The following is a 22848-nucleotide window of genomic DNA, read 5'->3' on the forward strand; positions in this document are numbered from 1 at the left end:
ACGGAGACTTCCATGTCATGCAAGGAACCCAAGACGCTGCGGGTGGCATGCTTCAAAGATGGCCGCCGCAAGATCATCACCTTCAAGCGCAGTGCCTATTGGTGGAGCGCGTCCGAGGGTGCCTATCCTCTCTCGGCAGCGCTCGGAACCATCAAAAAACAGGGTGGCTGGGTCGAAACCATCCCTAACCCGAATTACAGACCCAAAGGGCTGTTCGGGTAGGGCGCCTTCGGCCTCGATTCATCCGCCAAGCGGAAAAGAAAAAGCGGGCTTTGAGAAAGGTGTTTCAAACCTCTCAAAGGAGATCCCCATGTCCATGACCGTTCAACCCCAGCCAGACCGTCCGGATCCGAGTGTGATCGCGGCGCAGAACGACGCGTTTCGCAAGCTCGCGTGCCTTGGAGTGCCGCCCGCGCAGCCCATCCAGGGCCGGATGCATGTCACCCGCTCGCTTATGGAGGCCGGTGACGGCTTCATGGCCGAGGCGGTGAAGGCCACCGGTGCGTTCGATACATTCGAGCCTGAGAATGATCCCGAGGGATGGCACGATTTTGGCGCGGTCGAGATCCGGGGCGAGACCGTGTTCTGGAAAATCGATCTCTATGAGGCAGATTCGGATTTCCGCTACGGGGCCGAGACCCCGGACAATCCTGCCACAACCATGCGCGTGCTGACCATCATGCTGGCGCGTGACTGGTAGGGTAGGAGGGCTTCCCAAAGTGTCGATCTGAAAACTCAAGGCCCACTGACCCCTCAAAGGGAAAGTGGGCCTTTTGTCTTGGTGATCCCTGAAGCCGGGGATTGGTCACGCGCAAGCGCGCGGGCCGCATCTCACCCACCTGGAAGGATATCCCATGACCGCAAGCTTTGCCCCTCTCACCGTCGCCATCGGCGATCTCACTGCGCATGCCGCCAATGTGCGCAGCAACTCTTCGGAAACCTATGACCCCGAGAACATCGCGCATCTGAAGGCCAGCATCGCTGTGCTGGGCCTGCTCCAGCCGCTCTTGGTCCAGAAGCTTGACGGCAAATATGCTGTCCTCGCCGGTGGCCGGCGCCATGCCGCGCTGAAGGAGCTGGTCGCCGACAAGGTCGCCAAGGGGTTCACTGCGAAAACCAAGGTCGACTGTCGCCTTGTGCCGGAGGAGTGCGACGTCACCACGGCGCTGTCGCTCGCCGAGAACATCACCCAGGCACCGATGAACGCCATTGACGAGTTCGAGGCTTTCGCGCGGATGATGGAGGCCGACGGCCAGACGCCCGAGACGATCGCAAAGACCTTTGGCACCACGGTGGCCGCCGTGAAAGGCCGGTTGCGCTATGGCCTTATCCACCCCGACATCCGCGCCGCGGCCCGGGGCAAGGTGATCACGCTCGACACGATGAAAGCCTTCGCCGAGCACCCGAGCCAGGAGGCGCAGCGCGAGGTCTTCGAGGCGCTCACGAAAGACGGCGGCTATCTGCAGGCCTACACCGTCCGTCAGGCCCTCAAATCCCGCGGCGTGCACGTCAGCGATGATATTGGGGCCTTTGTGCGCGCGGACTACGAGGCGCGGGGCGGTGCTGTCGCGGCTGACCTTCTGGAAGAGCATTCCGTGCTTGAGGATGCAGCACTGGTCGAGACCATCCTGCTCGAGAAGCTCGGTGCCGCCGCCGAAGAGGCCCGTATGAGGCTGGGCTTTGCCTGGGCCGATGCGATGGTCCGCTATGATTACGCGACCATGGCGGACTATGGCCGCGTCTATCCCGGCCCGATTGAGCCGGATGAAGCGGCCCAGAAGCGCATCGATGAGATCACCGCAGAACTCGAGAAGCTGCAGCTCGAGATGGAGGATGAGGGGCTCGAGGACGGTGCCTACAATGCCCTTTACGAGCGCGTGGACGCCTTGGAAGAAGAAGCGCGCGATCTGCAGGAGGCCTACAGCGCCGAGGACCTCGCGCGGTCCGGGGTGATCGCGTCGTGGCAGGGTGGGCAGGTCACGCTCCATGTGGGCCTAGTCCGCCCCGAGGACACCGTGAAAGTGGAAGGCGCGCGCGGCCCGTCGGTCAACCCGACGGGGGAGGAGGCCCCGGACGCCGGCGAAATCAGCTACCCGGCCTCACTGGCCGAGGATCTGAAGACCGAGCGCGCCATGGCGCTCGGGGCCGCGATGGCGCTGCATCCGGAAGCCACGCTCGATCTGACGCTCTTCAAGCTGGTCAGTGACGTTCTGGCCAGTGGCATGAGTGTCACGCAGGCGATCAAGATCGATGCCCGCAAGGAATACCGCAGCCATGCCAAGATGGACGAGATCGACGAGACCTCGCTCGAGCAGGTGGCGGCGGCGCATGATGCGCTTGATCTGTCCTGGCTCGATGACACCCGCGCGCCCGCCGATCAGTTCGCGGCGTTTCGCGCGCTGGAGGCAGGGGAGAAGGCCAAGCTTGTCGCCTATGCTACGGCCAGCACCACGCAGTCCTGCTTCGCACGGGACCGCCAGCGCGACAGCCTGATGCATGATTTCGAGATTGAGATCATGCCCGACATTCGCGCCCACTGGACGCCGAATGCGGCGCTCTTCAACCGCTTCAAGAAGGCCTGGCTCCTGAAGATCCTCGGCGAGGATTTGGGCCTGGCCCAGGAGGCTGTGACGCTCGCCTCGTCGAGCAAGAAGGAGATCGTCGCCTTCTGCGACAAGCTCTTCGCCGAGCCCTTCGCCACGCTCACGGACGCGCAGCGCGCCGCGGTGGCCGCCTGGTGCCCACCGATGATGCAGACCGCCGGTGTCGCCTTTGAGGAGGCGGAGCCCGCTGCGGAAACCCCGGAGCCTGACAGCGAGGTCGCGCAAGCGGCCTGAGCCATCACGCGACCCGCGCGTGGACCACGCCGCCCGCGCGGGTCGACCCTCCCACACCCAACGGAAAGACATCCCCATGGCTATTCTCAAGTTCTCTGCCTCCGCTGTCGCAGCGCAGATCGCCCACGCGCGTGCCTGCAAAACCTTCCTGCCCAACTGGAACGGGCCCGTGGACAGGCCCGCCCTGATCCTCATCGTCGGCAACGGCGTGCATCTGCGCTCGAACGGCATCGATGGCACGACCACCCGTATCGTCACCACCGAACAGGCCGATCCCTCCTTCGCCTTCGCCGACGGCATGAACCCGTTTCGGGACACCGACTGGATGGCGCAGCGCCGCATGGCGTTTCGCGATCTGACCGGCCAGTTCTACACCGACATCCTGGACGATGTGCAGGTGCTCATCGACCGAGGGCAGGGGGCGATCCGGCTCGCCACCGATGGCCACAGCATCCGCGTCTTCGTGCGCCGGGCCTCGGACTATCTCATCGGCGGGACCTACGAGGTGCCCTCGGGCCTCGGCGGCACCTTCCGGGTCATCCTCAAGGATGCCTGCGACACCTTCGCGATCGTGCAGAACTGCGGCAATTGCGAGGATTTCGACGCCATGCAGCCCTATCGCGTGCCGCTTGATGCGCTGATGGAAATCGATGACCGGAGGGCGGCGTGATGGGTTGGCTCTTCTACACCGACGGCCGCGTCCAGACCTACGCAGATGAGAAAGCGGAGATTGCTCGGCTGTGCACCTTCGAGGGCGAAAGGCGCAAGACGGAACTGGTCAAAGCCTGCAAGGTGGGTTCGACTTGGTACGCGGCGGCAAAGGTCACATATATCGACGGCACCCCTGTCGAAGACACGACCTATGTCACCGATGCGGATGGCTCCATCACTTTCGCCGCCGTATTCCTTACCCGATATGATGACGGCAGCTGGGGCTACAAGAACATGGAGGAAAGCGCGGGACCGGTCGAATCCCGCGCGCCACTGAGCCTATTGGCCCTGCTGTCCGAGCTGAAAGACCCAGACAGCTATGCTCATGCCTGGTGCCAGCGCTGCCAGGACTGGGCTGCGATCCCGGACTACGAGGAAGGCGACAAGATCAAGCTCGCAGCACCTGTGACGCTCACCGATGGCAGTACCTGCCAGATTGTCACCGCGACCCACTACAGGCGCGGGCGGCAAAAGCGCCGCTGCTACCGCATCGAGGAAACTGGTGGGCTCGTGCGCCTGTCGAAGGCCTCGCTTGCGGGCTCGGAGCTGCTCAGCTCCGCGAAAGGTGCGGCTAGCCCGGTGCTGGCGGAGTTCCTGACGAGGCGAAATTAGGTCCTGCGCCGGACGGGTCATCGACCTGCCCGGCGACAGCAGATGCTGCGGCTTGTCTTGACAAGGCAATGCAAATGCATTACCTATCGCAGGCAGCAAAGATCCCTCTCTTTCAGGAGACTGCCATGACAGCGCTCGCACAAGATGTCTCGAAACTCACGGATCGGTATCAGACGACCGTGCCGGCGGGTGTTCGCAAGCAACTCAAGCTGGGCAAGGGCGACCAGATTCGTTACTGCACTGAGCCGAGTGGCAGGGTCTATATCGAGCCCGTGCGCAGCGAAGAGGAAGATCCCGTGCTCGGAGCCTTTCTCGATTTTGTCGAGGCCGATATCAAGGCGCATCCGGACCGCATTCGGGCCTTCGATGGGGCTTTGCATGACCGTCTTGCAGCACTGGTCGGAGACGTTGACGTCGATCTCGATGCGCCGCTATCGCTCGAGGATGAATGAGCGGCGATAGCGTGCCCGCCCAAGCGCCCCTTGTCGTAAACGGATGGTCGATATATGCGCATCCGCTCTTTCTGGACCAGCTCGAAGGGCTGACCCTGGAGGTCGAGGCGCGTAAGGCGCGCGATCCCAAGACCTGGCGCAAGAAAAATTCCACGAAACGGCTGGCCGCCATCTTCAAGCTGGTGACCGAGGCCATACCGGCAGATCCGGGTGCCGCAGCCTTCCGGCAAGGCGGCACACTCGGCGACCACCGCAAGCACTGGTTCCGGGCGAAATTCTTCCAGCAGTATCGGTTGTTCTACCGGTTCAACAGCGATGCGAAGGTCATCGTGGTGGCCTGGGTGAACGACGACAAGACCCTGCGCGCCTATGGCAGCAAGACGGATGCCTATGCGACGTTCAAAGGGATGCTGGAAGATGGCAACCCACCTGACAATTTCGACGCGCTCTTGAAAGAAGCTGCGGCGGCGGACAAGCGGTTCGAAACTTCCCTTGAAGCGGCGCCAGATCGGTAGGTGGCCCGGTTTGCTGTGAACCTACCGGCATTGCCGTTTACGACGTCAGGCTGGGTGATGTAGCATCAACCCATAGTATAGTCGGAGAAAGCGCAATGGACCCAAAGGGTAAGGAAGGGCCGCACCTCGGCACCGATGAGCAAGGCGCGTCTCGGATGAAACGGAAGCGTTGCCAATTTGCGGTGCGCGTTGCAGACATGCCCGATGACCTCGGCAAGCTTCTGGACTGGGGCCTAGAGGAGCATTTCCGTGGCCGCTGAAGCGAATTCGTATGACGCCTGGTTTTGCGCGCAGGTACAGGCCGCGCTGGAGGATGCACGCTCGGGAACATCTCAGGTTCAGGTGATGCAGGCCGCACAGGCATTGATTGATGCGAAGCGGCAGGTCGAACCCAAGTCCTGACCAAGCCTTGGAGGTCAGCGCGGTCTGACCCCGTCACCCTGAAAAGCGAAAGCGGGCTTTTTGTCCTTTGGAACTCAGACCCTGATCCAAAGGAAATCCCCATGTCCAAGCCCAAACCGGCAAACCCGGCTCTCTCAATCTCCGACGCTGATCTCGTCTGTGCGCTGGCGCAAATCGGCGCGGAGATCGACCACCAACCCCTGCGCAGCTCAGCGCTCGCGCGCATCATGCGCGAGACATTCCATGGCAGTGATGCCGGCGGCGCCTGGGACGGGATAGTGTCCCACCGACTGGTGTAAGAGCGCCGACCTTCGGAGAAGTCCAAGCCTGATCAGGAGGCCACGGCGGGCAACCTGATGCCGGGATTGTCGATGACGCGTGCGAGGGATTCAAGGCTCATGTAGCGGCGCGCGACTGTCCACTCGTCATTGGTCTCCAGCATCAATGCGCCAACGAGCCGAACAATGGCCTCGTCGTTGGGAAAGATGCCGATGACATCGGACCTTCTCTTTATTTCGCGGTTCACCCGCTCAAGTGGGTTCGTCGACGCGATCTGGGGCCAGTGCTCGCGAGGGAAATCCATGTAGGCGAGCACGTCATCGCGGGAAGCGTCCATCAGGGCGCCGAGCGTCGCCTGCTTCTCACGCAGCGCGTCGGCAACCACCTCCCACTGGGCTTCGGCATCGGCCTTGTTGTCCTGGGCAAAGATCGTCTTCAGCATCGCGGCCACGGCCGTGCGCTGCTTGGCCGGGGCATGGGCCAGAGCGTTTCGCATCCAGTGAACCCGGCATCTTTGGTGGGTCGCATTGAAGACCCGCCGCGCGGCGGCCCGGAGCCCCTTGTGATCGTCGGAGATCACCAGTTTCACTCCCCGCAGGCCGCGGTCGGCAAGACTGCGCAGGAAGTCGATCCAGAAGGTTTCTGCCTCGGAGAGGCCCGTGGCGACGCCCAGCACCTCGCGTTTGCCATCTTCGTTGACTGCCACGGCCACTATCACAGCACGGCTGACGATCCGCCCGCCGTCACGGACCTTCAGATAGGTCGCGTCGAGCCAGAGGTATGGCCAGCTCCCCTCCAGCGGCCGATCCAGGAACGCGTTCACCCGATCGTCGATCTCGCCGCAGAGGCGACTGACCTGGCTCTTCGACATGCCACCGGCGCCCATGGCCTTCACCAGGTTGTCGACCGAGCGGGTGGAAATGCCTTGGACGTAAGCCTCCTGGATCACGGCCACGAGCGCCTTCTCGGCCGTGCGGCGAGGCTCAAGGAAGCTGGGCAGATAGCTGCCCTTGCGCAGCTTCGGAATTTCCAACGCGACCCGGCCGGCACGCGTGTCCCAGTCCCGCGCGCGATAGCCGTTCCGATGGACCTCGCGCAGCGGCGAACGCGCGCCCTTCGCAACGCCCGTTCTCGCCTCAACCTCTGCCTCCATGATCCGCTCGGCCGCGAAGGCCAGCATCTCGCGGACCAGATCTCCATCAGCCTGCTTTTCAACCAGCTCGAGCAGAGCCATTCTGTCGTCGGTCATCGTCGTCTCCATCTGGTTCAAGGTTGCCCAACCTGAACCTACTTCGAAGATCGACGGTGACCGCCAGCGTCACACCCGGCCGCGCGCTGCGCTACGCCAAGGGCTCCGCCCGCGGCCTCTTACACCAAGCGTTGGGACACTATCGTTTCGCGCCAACGGAGCAGCATTGCGGGGCGCACTTTGCGACGGTGTGGTCTGGCCGCGCAGTCGATGGCACCGGTTGAACGTCTTGCTGGGTGCTGTTGCCGCCAAGCTGATCTCAGCCACGCATTACGTCTGGGCCGGGCTTGCCGTGGGCGTGGTGCTGGCACCTTTCGACTATCTGTTCTTGATGGTATTCGCCGGTTTTTCACTTGTGCTGTCGCGGTTTGTCCGGGTGCCGGGAGGTTTTGTCATCGGGTCCGCACTGGCGTTCGATCTGCTCGGAGTGCCCGTTGAACAGGCCCTTTTGATGATCCTGTTCAACTGGATGATGTCGATCATACTCGTCGTCAGTGTCGGGCTGATCGTCCTGTGGCAATCCGGCATCGACATCCGGCGCGCGCGACAGGAAGCTGAGGCCGCCGATGTCAGCGCCTGACGTCCCTGTTCTGCGCAACCAGCGGAGGCGCTTTTGGCATGGCGCGCGCAAGCCACTTTCTCGTGCGCATTGACATGAAGGAATAGACCCGACCCTGTCTGGAGCGTATGTCCGCCCCGATGAAAACAGTTCTGATCAACTTCATTGCCGCGCTTGCTGAAATCACTGGATGTTTTGCCTTCTGGGCTAGGTTCCGACTGGACAAGAGTCCGTTCTGGCTGGTGCATGGGATGCTGTCATTGGCGGTTTTCGCATCGTTGCTAGCCCTCAGCCCCGCCGATCAGGCGGGACGCGCCTATCCAGTCTACGGTGGCATCTACATCGTATCGTCCCTGCTATGGCTATGGGGTGTGGAAGGCCATCGCCCGGATCAATGGGATGTTATCGGAGCGGCCATTTGCCTTGTCGGTGCGGGTATAATTCTCTTGGCACCGCGTGGTATTTGACGCGGCTCTGCCACAACCCTGTCTTCCCCGAAAATCGTGATCAGTCTTTCGTTTCACAGGTTCCATTGATGTTGGCATTCTGCACATTCGGAAGGTTTTCCTGAGTCGCAGACGGTGCGAAAACGCTGGAGCGTTCGATCAGATCGCTTTCTGATTCACCCGCTTCGACAACTTGGCGGCGCTTTCCCTGCGCTCGCTGTAACGGTCGAGCAGGACATCCACGTTGTCCCGGGTAAGCAGGGTGAACTTCATCAGCTCCTCCATAACATCGACCATCCTGTCGTATAACGGAGACGGCTTCATGCGGCCCGCCTCGTCGAATTCCAGAAACGCCTTCGGGGTGGAGGACTGGTTCGGGATGGTCAGCAGGCACATCCATCGGCCGAGGATGCGGAGCTGGTTCACGGCGTTGAAGCTCTGCGAGCCGCCGCTGACCTGCATGACGGCCAGCGTCTTGCCCTGCGTCGGGCGCACGCCGCCGAGGCATAGCGGTATCCAGTCGATCTGGGTTTTCATGACGCCGGTCATCGCGCCGTGGCGTTCGGGCGAACACCAGACCATGCCCTCGGACCAGGTGACGAGATCGCGTAGTTCTTTCACCTTCGGATGATCGGCGTCCGCGTCGTCGGGCAGTGGAAAACCGGACGGGCAATAGGTTCGCGTCTCCGCCCCCAGTCGCGTCAGGATACGGGCGGCTTCCTCGGTCATCAGTCGGCTGAACGAGCTATCTCGCAGCGAACCGTAGAGCAGCAGGATGCGCGGGGCGTGCGTCGCCCGCGCGGGTGCCAACAGCCGATCGGTGTCAATGGGTTGGAAATGGGTTTCTTCGATGTTCCGTGTATCAGCCAAAGCGGCGTCTGCAGGGTGATCAATTGGCAGTTCCGGTGCCCAGGTCTCCCCCGGCCCGAAGGCAAGCTGCGGGCCGCCATCAAGGTAGCCCGGCACGTGCATCCCGTGCCAGTGTGCCGTGATTGGCTCATCAAGGCGGTTCGTTACGCTGATGTTTGCGGTGCGCCCACGCTGGAAACGCAGCAATGGCCCAAGGTAATCCTGCGAGTAACCCCAAGTCTCTGAGGCAGCTCCACCGACGAAGTCACGTGTTCCGCGTATAGCCTCAAGCGCGTTACCCGCGCCGGATCCGACCTCCATAATCTCCGGTATTGGCAATGGCGCACCAGGCTCGGCAGCCCAAGCCCGACTGATGTTGAGTACAGGGGTTGCGATAGCGGCGGTGGCGAGGCCGAGGAATTTGCGGCGTTTCATAGGGATACTCCGTTATTGCAAGAGTTGTAGGGCGTTGGCTAACCATTGAGGGAAACATGATCGTCACGATCCCCGCAGCGATAAGATCGCGACAGCGTCCGCGTTAGATCCGAAACGGCAGGTCCGCCTCTTTCCAAGCCGCGAGACCGCCTTCGATCACCGTTGTGACATAGCCCATCTGGCGCAGGCTGTCGGCTGCCAGAGCCGCACGCGCACCCGATGCACACAGCACGTGAACCCGTCCGTTGCCGCCGCGTTTATTGGCCAGGACCTCGTTTGCCTTGCCCGTGTCCGCGTCGGCCTGCGCCTCGACCAGTCCGCGCGGGATATGGACCGCGCCGTCAACCGCTCCATCGCTGTCCAGTTCCGCCGGTTCGCGCACGTCGAGAATAATATCTCCCTGCTTCATCGCGCTGTGGGCTTCCGCTGGGCTGATCACATCAACACGTGATCTGGCATCTTCAACGAGGTCTTTCATGGATTTATTCATAATGGCATCTCCTTCAAAATTTGTTCACGGGCATTTTCAAGTAATGCGCACCGTCGTCCTCGGACGCGGGTAATTGGCCCGCGCGAAGATTGATCTGGAGCGCGGCCAACATCCGGTCCGGCAAACCCAGCGTGGCATCGCGATCCTCACGGGTCTGAATGTAGTCGCTTTTGTCGGTGCCGTCCTTCACATGCACATTCTCGGCCTTGTGCATAGCGACTGTGGCTTCCCAATGCGGCTCGTCGCGATCCTCGGACCCGTAGTCATGCCCGACAAAGAGCCGGGTCTCCTCCGGCAAAGACAGGATTGCCTGGATGGAATTCCACAGGTCCTCAGTGGACCCGCCAGGAAAATCGGCACGCGATGTGCCACTGTCGGGCTGCATCAGCGTGTCGTGTACGAAGGCCGCATCGCCGCAAACATAGGTGATAGAGCCCAGTGTGTGCCCTGGTGACAGCATTACGTAAATGTCCAGATCGCCGATGCTGAAGGTATCGCCGGCCGCGAACAGACGATCAAAATCGCGATCCACGTCGAACGCGTCCGGCGTGTTGTAGTATTCGCGCCAGAGTCCGGCGATATCGCGAACCTTCTCACCGATGGCGTTGACGGCACCGGTCCGTTCCTTGAGGTGCGAAGAAGCCGTGACGTGATCGGCGTGGGGGTGCGTATCGAGAACCCATTCGACTGTAAGGCCGTGTTCGGCCACAAGGTCCAGTACCTGCTCCATACTGCGCATATCGGTTGTAAAACTTGCAGGATCGAAGTTCAGTACGACATCGATCAATGCAGCCTTTTTGGTCGTCGGGTCGGCGCAAATGTACTGGATGGACCCGGTGTCGGGCTCATAGATGCCCCAGACATCGGGGCTATTTTCCCCTGTCGATGCAGAATGGCGAACGACAGGTTCTTTCAGCTTGGACATGTTTACGCTCCTTTGCTTGCGAAGTCTGTGACCGGCCCAGTATGGGGCTCTGTTGAAATATTGTATTGTTCAAGTCGTCTGTCGGAAGTATATGTAAGTCATGTCTAAATTAGTCAACTCTAATACAGAGAAACCCATGCCCTCCCTCTCCATCTTGCAGACGCGCGCGCAGGATGTGGCGGGTCAACTGGCGTTGCTGTCGAATGCCAACAGGCTTCTCGTGCTCTGTCACTTACTGGAGGGAGAGCAATCGGTGGGTGAGCTACAGGGCCAGCTCGCCCTGAGCCAGTCGGCACTCAGCCAGCATCTCGCGAAGTTGCGTGAGGCTGGCATGGTCGCGACAAGGCGCGAAAGTCAGACGATTCACTACAGCATTGCCGATCTACGCCTACACGACATGATCGATGCGCTCTATCGCATCTACTGTGAAAGGGATGAGAGCGCGCTGGGTTGATGAACGTACCGGTTCCGTTACCCGGACGGGCTAGGTTGTAATTATGGTGAAGAGTTCAGGATTTCGCGGGCCGCGACATGATCGCTTACGCTTCGCGGTAATTGTCACACGCCTCAACACCCTCTGCAACCAATTCTAGAAGTGCGTCAACATCGTTCAAAAGGGCTGTAATGCGCGGGTTGCTGATGCGGTAGCGGATGAAGCGTCCGTCGCGATCGCTGGCCACGAGCCCGCAATCCAGAAGACACCGGAGATGGTTGGAAACGTTTGGCTGCGATAACTCCGTGCGCGTCACGATCTCATGAACGGCCAACGGCGCTTCGCGCAAGGCGTCCATAATCGCGAGGCGGCTCGGGTCCGCAAAGCCGCGAAACAGCTTCGCTCTTCGTTCAATAACGGTAGTCCCGGTATTGCAGTCGGCGATAATTTGATCCATATCATTCCTCGCTGATATGTTGTTTCTTGATTCACTCTAGCAGGAGAAGTGCACCCATGGCCAACACCGATAGCGCCGGTTCGACGGCAGATATCCCATCCTTCCGTTACCGCGTCTCCGGCATGGATTGCGCCAAGGACGCCGCGCAGATTGAACGAGCGGCGCAATCTGCCGGGGTCGCGCCCGACGCGGTGAAAGTGTCGGCGGCGACCCACATTATGACCCTGAAGGCCCCCGAAGCGCGGTTGCCGGAGATCGAGAAAGCCGTTGAAACCACGGGGTACGGGTTCGACCGCATCGAGAGCGACGAGGACCTTCAGCAAGGTGCGGCCCATCAGGATCCAGCCTACCGACGCGCGCTCTGGATCGTCGTGATCCTGAACGTTGGTTACGGTGTCATCGAGTTGGTCGGCGGGTTCATCTCCGGATCGCAGGCTGTGAAGGCCGATGCGCTCGATTTCATCGGCGATGGCGCGATCACCTTCCTTGGCCTTCTGGCAATCGGTTGGAGCCTTGCCTGGCGGGCGCGGTCAGCCCTGATTCAGGGCATCTTTCTCGGTCTGCTCGGTCTTGGCGTCCTTGGCACAACCATCATGCGGGCATTCGAGCCGACACCGCCAGATGCCACTCTGATGGGGATACTGGGCCTGATTGCTCTTGTCATCAATGTCATCTCCGTGTTGCCCCTGCTGAAATTCCGCAAGGGCGACGCGAACATGCGGGCTGTTTGGCTGTTTTCGCGCAACGACGCCATCGGCAACGCGGCAGTCGTTATCGCCGCCGGTCTGGTGTTTTGGCTGGGTAGCGCATGGCCCGACCTGATCGTCGCCTTCGGCATCGCCGGATTGTTCCTGCATTCTTCCTGGGCGATCATCAGCGATGCGCGTTCCGATCTGAAAGTGGCGGCATGAACAGCCGCATTCTGGGTGCGCTCTGCGCGATTGCAGCTTTCGGTCTCGATCAGGGCACCAAGACGCTGGCCCTTAACACCCCGGCGCTTGAGCATGGGGTCGAAGTTCTGCCCTTTCTCAATCTCGTTCGTGTCCTGAACGATGGGGTCAGCTTCGGCATGCTCGGCGGGATCGTGCCCTGGTGGGGTCTCATCGCGCTTGCTGCCGTGATCGTGGCATGGCTGCTGATCTGGTTATGGCGCGCGCCGGACAGGCTGACGGCTGCTGCTCTCGGTCTGGTTATCGGCGGTGCGCTCGGCAATGTCATCGACCGGCTGCGTTATCAGGCGGTCCCTGACTTTCTGGATTTCCATTTCGGAACATACCACTGGCCGTCCTTCAACCTCGCTGACGTGGCGATTTTCTGCGGGGCGGCACTGCTGTTCTGGGACGGCTTTCGCGCGACGAAAGACTCCGAACAGGACCACCGCAAGGAAAATATCACCGGGGGATAAAAGCTGACAAGTAAGGAACTTTGGGAGGTGACTAGGCTTGAGATTTTTGGATTGGATTGACCGTGGGATACGCGGCATCGGCGTCGTGACTGCATGGCTGACAGTTGTTGCGATTGCCGCTTACGGCGCGCTTCAGATGCTGGATCGCAAGCTACAACTTGGCGTTTCGAGCTACCTGCCGGACCTGTCCACGTCACTGCTGTTCATCCTGATCTTCTTGACCTTTGGGTATACCTACCTGCGCGACGGTCACGTGCGCGTGGATGTTCTTCGCAGGCATTGGTCCGCGCACCGCATTGCGTGGATCGAATTGATAGGTGGCCTTTTTGTCCTTCTCCCGCTCGCCGCCATCCTGACCTATTACGGGTGGGACGGTCTGATGCGCACCACGAAATACGCCGAGACCCAGTTGTGGGCAGAACGCATTGCCGGAGTCATCGGCCCCATCTTGCTGGCTCTTGCGGGGGTGATCGTAGCCCTGCGCAACATCGCCTTTCTGGCGGGGAAACGTGCGCAAGGCGCTCCGGAACAATCGGGCGGCCTCCATAATGGCAAATGAGGTCCTCACGGTCGCTATGCTGGTTGTGATGGCCATCGGGGTCTTCAGTGGCTTTCCGGTGGCTCTGGTCCTGGCGGGGACGGGCTTTCTGGGATTTGCGGCTGCGGTCTGGGTGGGAATCACTGACTTTCAGCATCTGGGGCTGATCTACCTGCGGGCTCGCGGCGTGCTGACCAATGAATCAGTCCAATTCACCAGCGTGCCAATGCTGATTTTCCTCGGACTGGTCCTGAATGCCAGCGGGGTTGCCGAAACCATGTTTCGCTTGCTGGGGCGTCTTCTGACAGGCGTTCCGGGTCGCTACGCCATTGCGACCCTGCTGATCGGCCTCGTGCTCGCGCCAGCCGCCGGGGTCATCGGCGCTTCGGTCATCACGGTGGCGCTGGTCGCCTATGCCCCGATGATGGCCTCCGGCTACGCACCGCGAACCGCGGGTGCCGCTGTCGCGGCCTCCGGCGCATTGGGCGTCGTGTTTCCACCCGCCGTGATGTTGTTCTTCATCTCGAACGTGTTCTATCTGCGTATCGGGTTGATGTACGTGGCCCTGATCGTGCCTGTTCTTCTGATGGTCATGGCCTTCGCGATCTACTTTGCCCTCACCTTGCGAAAAACCGTTGAAATCCCCCTGGACGCGCCTAAGACCAATCTTGTGTCAGACCTTTTGTTCGTACTCGCTTCAGTCGCTGTTATCGCATTCATTCCGCTCAGCATTATCCTGGGCTTTGCAACACTCACGGAGGCGGCTGGCGTAGGGGTGTTTGGCGCTCTGTTGGTCGCGCTGGTGCGAAAGCGCTTGTCTTTCTCGTCGTTGAACTCTGTCACGGTGCAGACAAGTACCATGACGTCGATGGTCTTCTTCATTGTACTGGGCGCATCAGTCTTTTCGCTGAGTTTCCACCTTGTTGGTGGACCCGATGTCATCTTCGACTGGATATCCGCATTTGATCTCTCCCGATGGGAATTATTGGCGATGCTCCTTGGTGTGGTCATCGTCCTCGGGTTTGTTTTTGACTGGATCGAGGTGCTGCTGGTTTTCATACCCGTGCTGATGCCGATCTTCTCGGAACTCGACTTCGCGGATCACGTCGGCTCTGCATACTTTGCGCAAATCTGGATCGCCGGACTGATAGCACTGGCGTTGCAGACGTCTTTTCTGACGCCTCCTTTCGGCTATGCCCTGTTCTTTGCCAAGATGGCGGCACCGAAGGGTATCAACCTTTCCGATATCTACCGCGGCGCGGTACCGCTTGTCGCCATCGAGATCGTATTGATTGCGGCGCTAATCTCGTTCCCTCAGCTTATCACCTGGCTGCCTGAAATGTCCCTTGGGTCTGCTGATGCGCCGCAGTTGATCCAGCGGTGACAGGTATTGCTGGCGCGGATGTAGTGACTTCCTGCCGAGTGGCACTTCTGTTCTGGAATAGCTGCCGCACCGCAGGCGGCCAGACTGAACAGGGCGAAAGTAAAGAAACAGAAACAGAAACAGAAACAGAAGGATAATGCATGTCCGACATACCATCCGCAAAGGGCTTTGACAGCACGCTCTCCCTTCTGCGCAATCCTTACGGGTTCATCCCGGACACCTGCCGCGCCCTTGACACCGATCTGTTCGCAACCCGCATCCTCCTTCAAAAGACGATCTGTATGACCGGTGCGGCGGCAGCGGAAGTTTTCTACTCCGAGGATAAACTGGTTCGCGAAGGCTCGATGCCCGGCCGCATTCAGAAGACACTGCTCGGAGAAGGTGGCGTTCAGGGACTGGACGGCGAGGCCCATCGGCACCGCAAACAGATGTTCATGTCGCTGATGGGAACGGAGCGGATCGCTGCTCTCCAGGGCATATCGCTTCACATGCTGGACAATTACGCACCCGACTGGGCGGCAGCAGATAAGATCGTTCTCTATGGCGAATTGCGCGAGATTCTTACGAGAGCTGTCTGCGCGTGGGCCGGAGTGCCGCTTCCCGAGGCGGAGGCGAAGACGCGAACGGCGCAGCTGACGGCTCTGTTTCAGGATGCCGGAGCCGTTGGCCTAAAACATTGGCGCGCGCGTCTGTCGCGGCACAGCCTGGAAAGGTGGGCTGAACGGATCATCGGGCAGGTTCGCGATGGAAGTCTCCAGCCACAAAAAGAAAACGCCCTCCACGTCATCGCGACATGGAGCGACCTCAATGGGGAGTTATTGACCCCCAAGGTGGCCGCCGTAGAGCTTTTGAATGTCCTGCGCCCGACCGTCGCGGTATCCGTGTTCATCGTTCAGGCCGTCCATGCCCTGCACCAGTATCCCCACTGGGTGCAAAAACTGAAAGACGACGAAAGCCGACTTGAGCCTTTCGTGCAGGAGGTTCGCCGCCTATATCCGTTCTTTCCCGCAGTCGCGGCACGGGTAAAAAGCGCATTCGAGTGGCGCGGATATCGGTTTCCGGAAGGGTGCAGGGTTCTGCTCGACCTTTATGGCACAAACACCGATCCGCGTTCATGGGACGCGCCGCAAGAGTTCCGGCCCGAACGCTTTCGGGACCGCGCCAAAAACCCCTATGATTTCATCCCGCAGGGCGGTGGCGACCACCACTTGGACCACCGCTGTCCGGGCGAATGGATTGCTATCAGCCAGATGAAGGCATTCTGCGGATATTTCGTGAATTCCATCGACTACGATGTGCCGGATCAGGATTTGGAGCTTGATACAAAAGAGTTGCCGCCCCTGCCGAAGACCCGGTTTGTCATGTCCGATGTCAGGCTTAAAAATGGATCGTGATTGGACAGCTCCGGTTTCCCTGCGAGCTCTGGAAATCGAGGCGCGCCGATTGGTTGCTAAGAAAGTGGAACATACAAATGCCCAAACGAACTAAACGTCCGGTCTGACTGCCCTGCCTGCGCGATGGAGTGGGTGATAGTGTCCACCATGGATAGTGGACATCTTGAGGTTGGTGATGGCGGGGAAGAAGGGTTTGAAGAAGCGGCTCTGGTCGGATGACGAGAAGCGCACGATTTGCGCGCAGACGTTGACGCCGGGCGTTTCGGTTGCACAGGTTGCCCGCCGCTATTCGATGAACGCGACCCTGATTTTCAAGTGGCTGAAAGATCCCCGGTTTGCGCCGTTGGAGAGCGGACCGTCGCCAGAGGAAAGTATCGCTCTTGAAGGCGTTTTCCTTCCTGTCGAGAGACCTTGTTGCACATATCGGTGAGGGGGATTCACTGAGCGCGCGCTGACGGTTAGCTCGAGGTCATGCCGAAGCCTTCCCCGATCCGCTACCGCACGACGAACTGGTCAGACTACAACGCGGCGCTGCGCAAGCGCGGCTCGCTGTCGGTCTGGTTCGACCCCGAGATGGTCTGGCATGCGGAGAAAACTGGCAAGCGCGGACGGCCCGAGACCTTCTCGGACGCTGCGATCCAGACATGCCTCACCCTGAAAGTGCTCTTCGGTCTTCCGCTCCGGCAGACGGTCGGGCTGGTTGAAAGCCTGATCCAGATGGCGGGGCTCGACTGGCCGGTTCCGGACTATTCGACGCTGTGCCGCCGGCAGGCGCGGATCGCGGTGCAGGTCCCGTATCGCACCTCGGGCCAGCCGCTGAACCTGTTGATCGACAGCACTGGCATCAAGTTCCGCGGTGATGGCGAGTGGCAGGCTCGCAAGCATGGCCCGTCACGCCGGAGGCAATGGCGGAAGGTTCATATTGCCATGGACGCGGGCACCGGGGATGTGCGCGCGGTTGAATTCACCTCGAGCCGCCAAGGCGACAGCCCGTTGCTGCCGGAGCTGCTGACGCAGATCCCCCCGGAGGAGGCGATCGGCACGGTCACCGCGGACGGGGCTTACGATACACGACGATGCCATGGCGCGATCATCGACCGAGGCGCGGATGCCGTCATACCGATCCGCCGTAATGGCCGCGCCTGGCAAGAAAACTGTCCCGCTGCTGCCGCGCGAAATGAGATCCTGCGGGCAACCAGGCGCTTGGGCCGGACGCTCTGGAAGAAATGGACCGGCTATCACGTCCGAAGTCGGGTCGAGGCTGTGATGAACTGCCTGAAGCTCTTCGGCGAGAGGATCATGTCACGAGACCCCGACCGCCAGACCGCCGAAATCCAGATCCGCATCGCCATCATGAACCGCTTCTCGGCCCTTGGCAGGGCCGAGATCGAAGCCGTCCGCTGAAGAAAGGCGGGAAAGGGGGCAGTCATGCTCGGGGCTGATTTGCGCAACATCGCCCATACTGCCGACTTGAATTCGTATCTCAAATGAGATACATCACTCCCATCAACTGGAGGACCATCCATGCCTGCCCAAACATCCATGCTTCATGTCCGTGTTGACGATCAGCTGAAAGCACAGGCTTCGGAGGCACTTGCGGGCGTCGGTCTGACGCTCTCCGACGCGGTGCGTATTCTTCTGACCCGCGTGGCCGCAGAAGGCGGCTTGCCTGCCGGATTGACTGCTGATCCGGATGCCTATGACGCCTGGTTCAGGGCGAAGGTACAGGAAGCGCTGGACGATCCAAGGCCCACAACGCCCCATGCCAAGGCGATGCAAGACGCCCAGGCATTGATTGACGGGAAGCGCCTTGCCAAATCTTGAATGGAAAGCCACGGCCATAGCCGACTTGCTGGCAATCATTGACTACATCTCTGACGACAACCCGGATGCCGCCCAAGTTCTCAAAGACGAGATTGAACACAAGACGTCCCTCATTCCAGAACGCCCTCAGATGTACCGTGCGGGCCGTGTGGACGGGACTAGGGAGATGGTTGTTCGGCCGAACTACATCGTGGTTTATGCTGAAAGCCCTGAGATGGTGACCATTTTGCGCGTTCTTCATGCTGCGCAGCAGTGGCCATGATCGGGGTGCAGGCCCCCCGCTAAGAAATTGCCCGCTCTACGCCTTCAAAGTGTAGAGCGGGCTTTTTGTCCTTTGGAACTCAGACCCTGATCCAAAGGAATATTCCCATGTTCAAGCCCAATCCGGCAAACCCGGCTTTCCCAATCTCCGATACTGACCTCGCCTCTGCGCTGGCGCAGATCTGCGCGGAGATCGTCCACCAACCCCTGCGCAGCTCAGCGCTGGCGCGCATCATGCGCGAGACGTTTCATGGCAGCGATGCCGGCGGTGCCTGGGACTGGCGCATGGCATATGACCTGATGCAGGCCGCGGCTGTCCAAGTGCTGCTGCGTGGGAACGGCGTGGCAGGTGACATCGCCGCTGCAAGGCTGCTTGCCTCGCGGCTGCTGACGGAAACCCGCCGGTCAGAGCAGCAGATCCGGCTGCAGCAGTTTTCCACGCCGCTGGCATGCGCGGCCCTGACGGTGCGGGCTGCAGCGATCCGCAAGGGCGAGACCGTGCTGGAGCCGTCGGCTGGCATCGGCGCCCTGGCTGCTTTCGCTGCCCGGGCCGGTGCCACGCTTGTGCTCAATGAAATCGACCCCTTTCGCCAGCGCCTCCTGCGCGCGGTTTTCGGCGGCGAGGTGACGGGCCATGACGGCGAGCATATCGACGATCTGCTGCAGACGCCGGTTCTACCCGACGTCGTGGTGATGAACCCGCCCTTCGCTTCCTCGGTCGATCGCTCCCGGGACAAGCACATCGCCGCCAAACATCTTATCGCGGCTGCCAAGCGCCTGGCACCCGGCGGGCGGCTGGTGGCGATCATGCCTCCGGGGTTCAGCCCCGAACGCGATGCCGCGCATTGGTCCCGCGCCTGCGGTCTCCTGAAGCCGCGCTTGGCACTCACGATGCCGGGACAGGTCTATCGCAAGCTCGGCACCTCTGTGGAAACCCAGCTGATGGTCTTCGACAAGGTGCAGGAGGACGGCGAGATGATCCGCGCCAATGTCCGGGATCTGGATGAAGCCTTGGTATATGTCGATGCCATGGCCGCAACCCGGACCGAGATACGCCCCGTCCAACGGGCGGCAGCGGTTACTCCTGCGCGACCGATCGGTCCATCCTCTGCCCCGCGCAAGACCGCCGCTGCGCCTGTTGCCGCCTACAAACCCCGGGCCAATGCCGTCCGTCCGCTCAGCTTCACAAGCTTTGAGACCCCTCGTGACAACACGCCCATCTCGGACATCTATGCGCGCTACCGTCCTCAGCGGATCGAGATCGCAGGCGCGCAGGAACATCCCACGCCGCTCGTTGAAAGCATCGCCATGGCCTCGGTTGCACCGCCCATGCCCTCAAACACGGGCAGTGATGACTTGCGACTGCCCGCACGGTTGATCGAGGAGGGACATCTCTCCGAGGCGCAGCTGGAAACCATCATCATGGCGCATGATGCCCATGGGCGCGACCTGCCCGGTCGGTTCACTATCGATGACGACCAGACCAAGCTGACGCGCGCCGATGATGACCCGGACGCACGGGCCTATCGCCTCGGGTATTTCCTCGGCGACGGCACCGGTTGCGGCAAGGGGCGCGAATGCGCGGGACTCATTCTCGTGAACTGGCTTGCCGGGCGCAGGAAGGCGATCTGGGTCTCCAAATCCGCCACGCTCATCGAGGACGCCACCCGCGACTGGACCGATCTCGGCGGCTCGCCCGCTGACATCCAGCCGCTCTCCAAATGGAAACCGGACCAGCCCATCACCGTGACCTGTGGCATCCTCTTCGTCACCTACGCCACGCTGCGGTCCGCGGGCAAATGCGGCACCACGCGACTGAGCCAGATCCTCGACTGGATGGGCGAAGACTTCGACGGCGTGCTGGCTTTTGATGAGGCCCATGCCATGCAGAATGCGGCGGGGTCCGAGCAGGGCAGGGGGGCCAAACCCTCCCAGCAGGGCCTTGCCGGCCTGCGTTTGCAACTGGCAGCACCCCGCGCTCGCGTCTTCTACATCTCGGCCACGGGTGCCACGAGCGTGCACAACCTGGCCTATGCCGCGCGGCTGGGGCTCTGGGGGCAGGGCCCCGAATACCCCTTCCCGAGCCGCGAGAGCTTTGTGTCGGCGATGGAAGCTGGCGGTGTCGCCGCCATGGAGGTGGTCGCGCGCGATCTCAAGACGCTCGGGCTTTACACGGCCCGCGCCCTCAGCTTCGACGGCGTGGAGTATGACGTGCTCGAACACGCGCTCACCCCGGCCCAGATCGAGGTCTACGACGCCTACGCTGGAGCGTTTCGGACGATCCACCACAATCTCGAAGCCGCGCTGACGGCGACCGGCGTCAACGATGCCTCTGGCGAGACCAATGCCTCGGCCGCTCGCGCCTCGGCCAAGTCCCGCTTCGAGAGCACGAAGCAGCGCTTCTTCAACCATCTCCTGATGGGCATGAAAGCCCCGACCATCATCCGCGCCATCAAGGACGATCTGGCGGCAGGCAATGCTTGCGTCATCCAGGTTGTCTCGACAGGCGAGAGCCTGCTGAAACGCCGGCTTGAGACAATGGACCCCGAGGATGAACTCGTCGAGGGTGCCTTGACGCCGCGCGACTATGTTCTGGGCTACCTCGAACAGGCCTTCCCGATCCATGCGCAAAAGCTCGTGGAGATTGACGGCAACATGGTGGCGGAACCTTTGCGGGATGAGACCGGGGCGCTGGTCGTCTCGCGCGAGGCGCTCGCTCTGCGTGACGCGGCCATGATAGAGTTGATGACGCTGGCTCCGATCCCCTCGGCGCTCGATCAGATCCTCTGGGCCTTTGGCGACGAGGCCGTGGCAGAAGTCACGGGGCGGTCCATCCGGCCCCTCAAGGCCGAGGACGGCCATCTCTTCATCGAGAAGCGCGCCGCCAGCAGTAATTCGTCAGAGACCCAAGCCTTTATGGATGGTGAGAAGGATATCCTGATCTTCTCCGATGCGGGCGGTACGGGCCGGTCCTATCATGCGGCGCAAACGGCGAAGAACCAGAAACGGCGGCGGCACTACCTGTTGGAGCCCGGCTGGCGCGCAGATGCGGCCATCCAAGGGCTCGGCCGCACGCATCGCTCTGCCCAGGTCAGCGCGCCCTTCTTCCGGGTCTGCACCTCCGATGTGCATGGCGAGAAACGCTTCACCTCAACTATAGCCAAACGCCTCGACCAGCTGGGGGCCTTGACGAAGGGCCAGCGCGAGACCGGCTCGCAGGGCATGTTCCGCGAGGAGGACAATCTCGAAAGCCCGATCGCGCGGGCGGCGCTGCGTGGGTATTTCGCCGATCTTGCCACCGGGCGGGCCGAGGCGATGAGCTACGAGAGCTTCACCGACTGGACGGCCTTGCGGCTGATCGACAAGGATGGGGTGCTCCTTGAGGAGCTTCCCCCGATCCAGCGGTTTCTGAACCGGGTTCTGGCCCTGCCCATCCACATGCAGAACGCGCTCTTTGCCGAGTTCATGCGCCGGATTGCCGATCAGACTGAACGGGCGCGCGCGGCGGGCACGCTCGATCTCGGCGTGGAAACCCTGCGTGGCGAAAAGATCGAACAGGTCTCCACAGAGGATCTCTGGACCTGCCCGAAATCCGGCGCCGTGACGCGGATCATCGGGCTCGAGGTGACGGACCCGGTCCATGTCCTGGGCGCTGAAGAGGCCCTGTCGCGCAATCCCGACAAGACCACGATGGTCAACCGAGCGTCTGGCCGCGCGGCGCTCATCTCGGCGCGGCCCATGCAGATGTATGACGAGGATATCGTCACGCTCATGCGCAAGGCGGTGCGGCCCAATGGCTCCAGCTACCTCGAAGAGACGCGCTTCGAGTCCTCGGCCTGGGAAGACATCGGAAGGCCCGAGTTTGCAGGACTTTGGGATGCCGAGGCCGCATCCCTGCCCAATACCACCACGACCAAGCTCTACCTGTTGACAGGACTGCTGTTGCCGATCTGGAAGGACATCCCGACCACCAATGAACGCATCTACAGGGTCACGCCGGACGGGGCGACAGCGATGATCGGGCGCACGCTGAGCGAAGAAGGGGCGGCCGCGCTGCGCGCCCGCTTCCTCGTCTCAAACCCGCAAACACCGCAGGAGATGTTGACCGCTGCGCTCGGCACCACGGCGCCGGTCGATCTGGGCCAGGGTCTCACCCTGACCCGTCGCCGGGTCGCAGGCGAGATGCGCCTTGAGTTGGGTGGTGCGGATCGGGGCATGATCGACGGCCTCAAGGCGCTCGGCTGCTTCACCGAGATCATCGCCTTCCAGCTACGGGTGTTCCTGCCGCATGGGGACAGGATCGACACGGGAAGCATTCTGGCCCGGATCGTTGGGCAGGGAACCACCAAAGCGGCAGAACAAGCCGCCTGAAAAGTCAAAGAGGGCTTTGG

General features: G+C 61.3%; 26 protein-coding genes and 1 pseudogene. 22 read left to right on the forward strand and 5 right to left on the reverse strand.

Features of this window, described 5'->3' with window-relative positions:
• The first annotated feature begins 12 nt into the window (after positions 1 to 12).
• The 9 genes and pseudogenes from BLQ98_RS09680 to BLQ98_RS09720 all read left to right on the forward strand — a co-directional run.
• Positions 13 to 222 carry a DUF6330 family protein gene (locus BLQ98_RS09680; RefSeq protein ID WP_009824441.1) on the forward strand — a complete coding sequence of 70 codons (210 nt, stop codon included), beginning with the start codon at positions 13 to 15 and terminating at the stop codon, positions 220 to 222.
• 88 nt (positions 223 to 310) lie between these two features.
• Positions 311 to 700: a DUF3768 domain-containing protein gene (locus BLQ98_RS09685; RefSeq protein WP_093733136.1), complete on the forward strand. Its 390-nt coding sequence runs from the start codon at positions 311 to 313 to the stop codon at positions 698 to 700.
• 154 nt (positions 701 to 854) lie between these two features.
• Positions 855 to 2837: a ParB/RepB/Spo0J family partition protein gene (locus tag BLQ98_RS09690; RefSeq protein WP_093733137.1), complete on the forward strand. Its 1983-nt coding sequence runs from the start codon at positions 855 to 857 to the stop codon at positions 2835 to 2837.
• A gap of 76 nt (positions 2838 to 2913) precedes the next feature.
• Positions 2914 to 3507 carry a hypothetical protein gene (locus BLQ98_RS09695; RefSeq protein WP_009503761.1) on the forward strand — a complete coding sequence of 198 codons (594 nt, stop codon included), beginning with the start codon at positions 2914 to 2916 and terminating at the stop codon, positions 3505 to 3507.
• The gene (locus tag BLQ98_RS09700; protein WP_093733138.1) at positions 3507 to 4160 is read left to right on the forward strand and encodes a DUF6927 domain-containing protein; all 654 of its coding nucleotides are present in this window, start codon (positions 3507 to 3509) and stop codon (positions 4158 to 4160) included. Before BLQ98_RS09695 ends, BLQ98_RS09700 begins: the two co-directional genes overlap by 1 nt.
• Before the next feature lie 125 nt (positions 4161 to 4285).
• Positions 4286 to 4612 (forward strand): type II toxin-antitoxin system PrlF family antitoxin, encoded by a 327-nt coding sequence (locus BLQ98_RS09705; RefSeq protein WP_074637394.1) that lies wholly within the window; start codon positions 4286 to 4288, stop codon positions 4610 to 4612.
• On the forward strand, positions 4609 to 5127 hold the full coding sequence (locus BLQ98_RS09710) for a type II toxin-antitoxin system YhaV family toxin (RefSeq protein ID WP_093733139.1): 519 nt from the start codon (positions 4609 to 4611) through the stop codon (positions 5125 to 5127). Before BLQ98_RS09705 ends, BLQ98_RS09710 begins: the two co-directional genes overlap by 4 nt.
• Before the next feature lie 249 nt (positions 5128 to 5376).
• The gene (locus BLQ98_RS09715; RefSeq protein WP_009819682.1) at positions 5377 to 5529 is read left to right on the forward strand and encodes an antitoxin PaaA2 family protein; all 153 of its coding nucleotides are present in this window, start codon (positions 5377 to 5379) and stop codon (positions 5527 to 5529) included.
• A gap of 101 nt (positions 5530 to 5630) precedes the next feature.
• Positions 5631 to 5825 (forward strand): annotated as a pseudogene (locus BLQ98_RS09720) (hypothetical protein); the annotation flags it as partial.
• A gap of 35 nt (positions 5826 to 5860) precedes the next feature.
• Here the strand turns inward: BLQ98_RS09720 and BLQ98_RS09725 are convergent.
• On the reverse strand, positions 5861 to 7057 hold the full coding sequence (locus BLQ98_RS09725) for an IS256 family transposase (RefSeq protein ID WP_093733141.1): 1197 nt from the start codon (positions 7055 to 7057) through the stop codon (positions 5861 to 5863).
• A gap of 166 nt (positions 7058 to 7223) precedes the next feature.
• Here BLQ98_RS09725 and BLQ98_RS09730 point away from each other — a divergent pair, with 166 nt between their 5' ends.
• Positions 7224 to 7637, forward strand: a complete 414-nt coding sequence (locus BLQ98_RS09730) for a hypothetical protein (RefSeq protein ID WP_093733142.1) — start codon at positions 7224 to 7226, stop codon at positions 7635 to 7637.
• A gap of 119 nt (positions 7638 to 7756) precedes the next feature.
• The gene (locus tag BLQ98_RS09735; protein ID WP_167354532.1) at positions 7757 to 8083 is read left to right on the forward strand and encodes a YnfA family protein; all 327 of its coding nucleotides are present in this window, start codon (positions 7757 to 7759) and stop codon (positions 8081 to 8083) included.
• A 138-nt stretch (positions 8084 to 8221) separates the two neighbouring features.
• Here the strand turns inward: BLQ98_RS09735 and arsH are convergent, their stop codons facing one another.
• The 3 genes from arsH to BLQ98_RS09750 form a co-directional block, all read right to left on the reverse strand.
• The gene (arsH, locus tag BLQ98_RS18705; RefSeq protein WP_093733144.1) at positions 8222 to 9346 is read right to left on the reverse strand and encodes an arsenical resistance protein ArsH; all 1125 of its coding nucleotides are present in this window, start codon (positions 9344 to 9346) and stop codon (positions 8222 to 8224) included.
• A 103-nt stretch (positions 9347 to 9449) separates the two neighbouring features.
• Positions 9450 to 9836, reverse strand: coding sequence for a rhodanese-like domain-containing protein (locus BLQ98_RS09745; protein WP_208596041.1), 387 nt, complete (start codon positions 9834 to 9836; stop codon positions 9450 to 9452).
• Between the two features lie 13 nt (positions 9837 to 9849).
• Entirely contained in the window at positions 9850 to 10761 is a 912-nt protein-coding gene (locus BLQ98_RS09750; RefSeq protein WP_093733145.1) for an MBL fold metallo-hydrolase, read from the reverse strand.
• A 136-nt stretch (positions 10762 to 10897) separates the two neighbouring features.
• On the opposite strand from BLQ98_RS09750, the gene BLQ98_RS09755 reads away from it, so the two are divergent.
• Entirely contained in the window at positions 10898 to 11215 is a 318-nt protein-coding gene (locus BLQ98_RS09755; RefSeq protein WP_208596042.1) for an ArsR/SmtB family transcription factor, read from the forward strand.
• Between the two features lie 85 nt (positions 11216 to 11300).
• Here the strand turns inward: BLQ98_RS09755 and BLQ98_RS09760 are convergent, their stop codons facing one another.
• Positions 11301 to 11651 carry an ArsR/SmtB family transcription factor gene (locus tag BLQ98_RS09760; protein WP_093733147.1) on the reverse strand — a complete coding sequence of 117 codons (351 nt, stop codon included), beginning with the start codon at positions 11649 to 11651 and terminating at the stop codon, positions 11301 to 11303.
• Between the two features lie 56 nt (positions 11652 to 11707).
• Between BLQ98_RS09760 and BLQ98_RS09765 the strand changes: the two genes are divergently transcribed.
• From BLQ98_RS09765 to BLQ98_RS09810, 10 genes are all read left to right on the forward strand, one after another.
• A complete protein-coding gene (locus tag BLQ98_RS09765) occupies positions 11708 to 12562 on the forward strand; it encodes a cation efflux transmembrane domain-containing protein (RefSeq protein ID WP_093733148.1) in 855 nt (284 codons plus the stop codon).
• On the forward strand, positions 12559 to 13056 hold the full coding sequence (gene lspA, locus BLQ98_RS09770) for a signal peptidase II (protein WP_093733149.1): 498 nt from the start codon (positions 12559 to 12561) through the stop codon (positions 13054 to 13056). Before BLQ98_RS09765 ends, lspA begins: the two co-directional genes overlap by 4 nt.
• A gap of 37 nt (positions 13057 to 13093) precedes the next feature.
• Positions 13094 to 13615, forward strand: coding sequence for a TRAP transporter small permease subunit (locus tag BLQ98_RS09775; protein WP_244148411.1), 522 nt, complete (start codon positions 13094 to 13096; stop codon positions 13613 to 13615).
• Positions 13605 to 14978, forward strand: a complete 1374-nt coding sequence (locus BLQ98_RS09780; RefSeq protein ID WP_093733151.1) for a TRAP transporter large permease — start codon at positions 13605 to 13607, stop codon at positions 14976 to 14978. Before BLQ98_RS09775 ends, BLQ98_RS09780 begins: the two co-directional genes overlap by 11 nt.
• 140 nt (positions 14979 to 15118) lie before the next feature.
• Entirely contained in the window at positions 15119 to 16372 is a 1254-nt protein-coding gene (locus BLQ98_RS09785; protein ID WP_093733152.1) for a cytochrome P450, read from the forward strand.
• A gap of 175 nt (positions 16373 to 16547) precedes the next feature.
• Positions 16548 to 16802 carry a transposase gene (locus BLQ98_RS09790; protein WP_244148412.1) on the forward strand — a complete coding sequence of 85 codons (255 nt, stop codon included), beginning with the start codon at positions 16548 to 16550 and terminating at the stop codon, positions 16800 to 16802.
• Between the two features lie 41 nt (positions 16803 to 16843).
• Entirely contained in the window at positions 16844 to 17776 is a 933-nt protein-coding gene (locus tag BLQ98_RS09795) for an IS5 family transposase (protein ID WP_093733153.1), read from the forward strand.
• A 120-nt stretch (positions 17777 to 17896) separates the two neighbouring features.
• Positions 17897 to 18196, forward strand: a complete 300-nt coding sequence (locus BLQ98_RS09800) for a type II toxin-antitoxin system RelB/DinJ family antitoxin (protein ID WP_093733154.1) — start codon at positions 17897 to 17899, stop codon at positions 18194 to 18196.
• Complete coding sequence (locus BLQ98_RS09805) at positions 18183 to 18458, forward strand: type II toxin-antitoxin system RelE/ParE family toxin (RefSeq protein ID WP_093733155.1); 276 nt, start codon at positions 18183 to 18185, stop codon at positions 18456 to 18458. Before BLQ98_RS09800 ends, BLQ98_RS09805 begins: the two co-directional genes overlap by 14 nt.
• A 107-nt stretch (positions 18459 to 18565) precedes the next feature.
• Complete coding sequence (locus BLQ98_RS09810) at positions 18566 to 22828, forward strand: strawberry notch family protein (RefSeq protein ID WP_093733156.1); 4263 nt, start codon at positions 18566 to 18568, stop codon at positions 22826 to 22828.
• Positions 22829 to 22848: the final 20 nt, after the last annotated feature.

Source organism: Sulfitobacter litoralis, assembly GCF_900103185.1.
Taxonomy (GTDB): Bacteria; Pseudomonadota; Alphaproteobacteria; order Rhodobacterales; family Rhodobacteraceae; genus Sulfitobacter; species Sulfitobacter litoralis.

Bases quoted from the DNA above. Each gene is read 5' to 3' on its own strand.
- BLQ98_RS09680 (WP_009824441.1), top strand. From the start codon at position 13: ATGTCATGCAAGGAACCCAAGACGCTGCGGGTGGCATGCTTCAAAGAT.
- BLQ98_RS09810 (WP_093733156.1), top strand. From the start codon at position 18,566: ATGTTCAAGCCCAATCCGGCAAACCCGGCTTTCCCAATCTCCGATACT.
- BLQ98_RS09785 (WP_093733152.1), top strand. From the start codon at position 15,119: ATGTCCGACATACCATCCGCAAAGGGCTTTGACAGCACGCTCTCCCTT.
- BLQ98_RS09695 (WP_009503761.1), top strand. From the start codon at position 2,914: ATGGCTATTCTCAAGTTCTCTGCCTCCGCTGTCGCAGCGCAGATCGCC.
- BLQ98_RS09705 (WP_074637394.1), top strand. From the start codon at position 4,286: ATGACAGCGCTCGCACAAGATGTCTCGAAACTCACGGATCGGTATCAG.
- BLQ98_RS09725 (WP_093733141.1), bottom strand. From the start codon at position 7,057: ATGACCGACGACAGAATGGCTCTGCTCGAGCTGGTTGAAAAGCAGGCT.
- BLQ98_RS09700 (WP_093733138.1), top strand. From the start codon at position 3,507: ATGGGTTGGCTCTTCTACACCGACGGCCGCGTCCAGACCTACGCAGAT.
- BLQ98_RS09755 (WP_208596042.1), top strand. From the start codon at position 10,898: ATGCCCTCCCTCTCCATCTTGCAGACGCGCGCGCAGGATGTGGCGGGT.
- BLQ98_RS09780 (WP_093733151.1), top strand. From the start codon at position 13,605: ATGGCAAATGAGGTCCTCACGGTCGCTATGCTGGTTGTGATGGCCATC.
- arsH (WP_093733144.1), bottom strand. From the start codon at position 9,346: ATGAAACGCCGCAAATTCCTCGGCCTCGCCACCGCCGCTATCGCAACC.
- BLQ98_RS09735 (WP_167354532.1), top strand. From the start codon at position 7,757: ATGAAAACAGTTCTGATCAACTTCATTGCCGCGCTTGCTGAAATCACT.
- BLQ98_RS09685 (WP_093733136.1), top strand. From the start codon at position 311: ATGTCCATGACCGTTCAACCCCAGCCAGACCGTCCGGATCCGAGTGTG.
- lspA (WP_093733149.1), top strand. From the start codon at position 12,559: ATGAACAGCCGCATTCTGGGTGCGCTCTGCGCGATTGCAGCTTTCGGT.
- BLQ98_RS09710 (WP_093733139.1), top strand. From the start codon at position 4,609: ATGAGCGGCGATAGCGTGCCCGCCCAAGCGCCCCTTGTCGTAAACGGA.
- BLQ98_RS09690 (WP_093733137.1), top strand. From the start codon at position 855: ATGACCGCAAGCTTTGCCCCTCTCACCGTCGCCATCGGCGATCTCACT.
- BLQ98_RS09745 (WP_208596041.1), bottom strand. From the start codon at position 9,836: ATGAATAAATCCATGAAAGACCTCGTTGAAGATGCCAGATCACGTGTT.
- BLQ98_RS09795 (WP_093733153.1), top strand. From the start codon at position 16,844: ATGCCGAAGCCTTCCCCGATCCGCTACCGCACGACGAACTGGTCAGAC.
- BLQ98_RS09760 (WP_093733147.1), bottom strand. From the start codon at position 11,651: ATGGATCAAATTATCGCCGACTGCAATACCGGGACTACCGTTATTGAA.
- BLQ98_RS09750 (WP_093733145.1), bottom strand. From the start codon at position 10,761: ATGTCCAAGCTGAAAGAACCTGTCGTTCGCCATTCTGCATCGACAGGG.
- BLQ98_RS09765 (WP_093733148.1), top strand. From the start codon at position 11,708: ATGGCCAACACCGATAGCGCCGGTTCGACGGCAGATATCCCATCCTTC.
- BLQ98_RS09790 (WP_244148412.1), top strand. From the start codon at position 16,548: ATGGCGGGGAAGAAGGGTTTGAAGAAGCGGCTCTGGTCGGATGACGAG.
- BLQ98_RS09800 (WP_093733154.1), top strand. From the start codon at position 17,897: ATGCCTGCCCAAACATCCATGCTTCATGTCCGTGTTGACGATCAGCTG.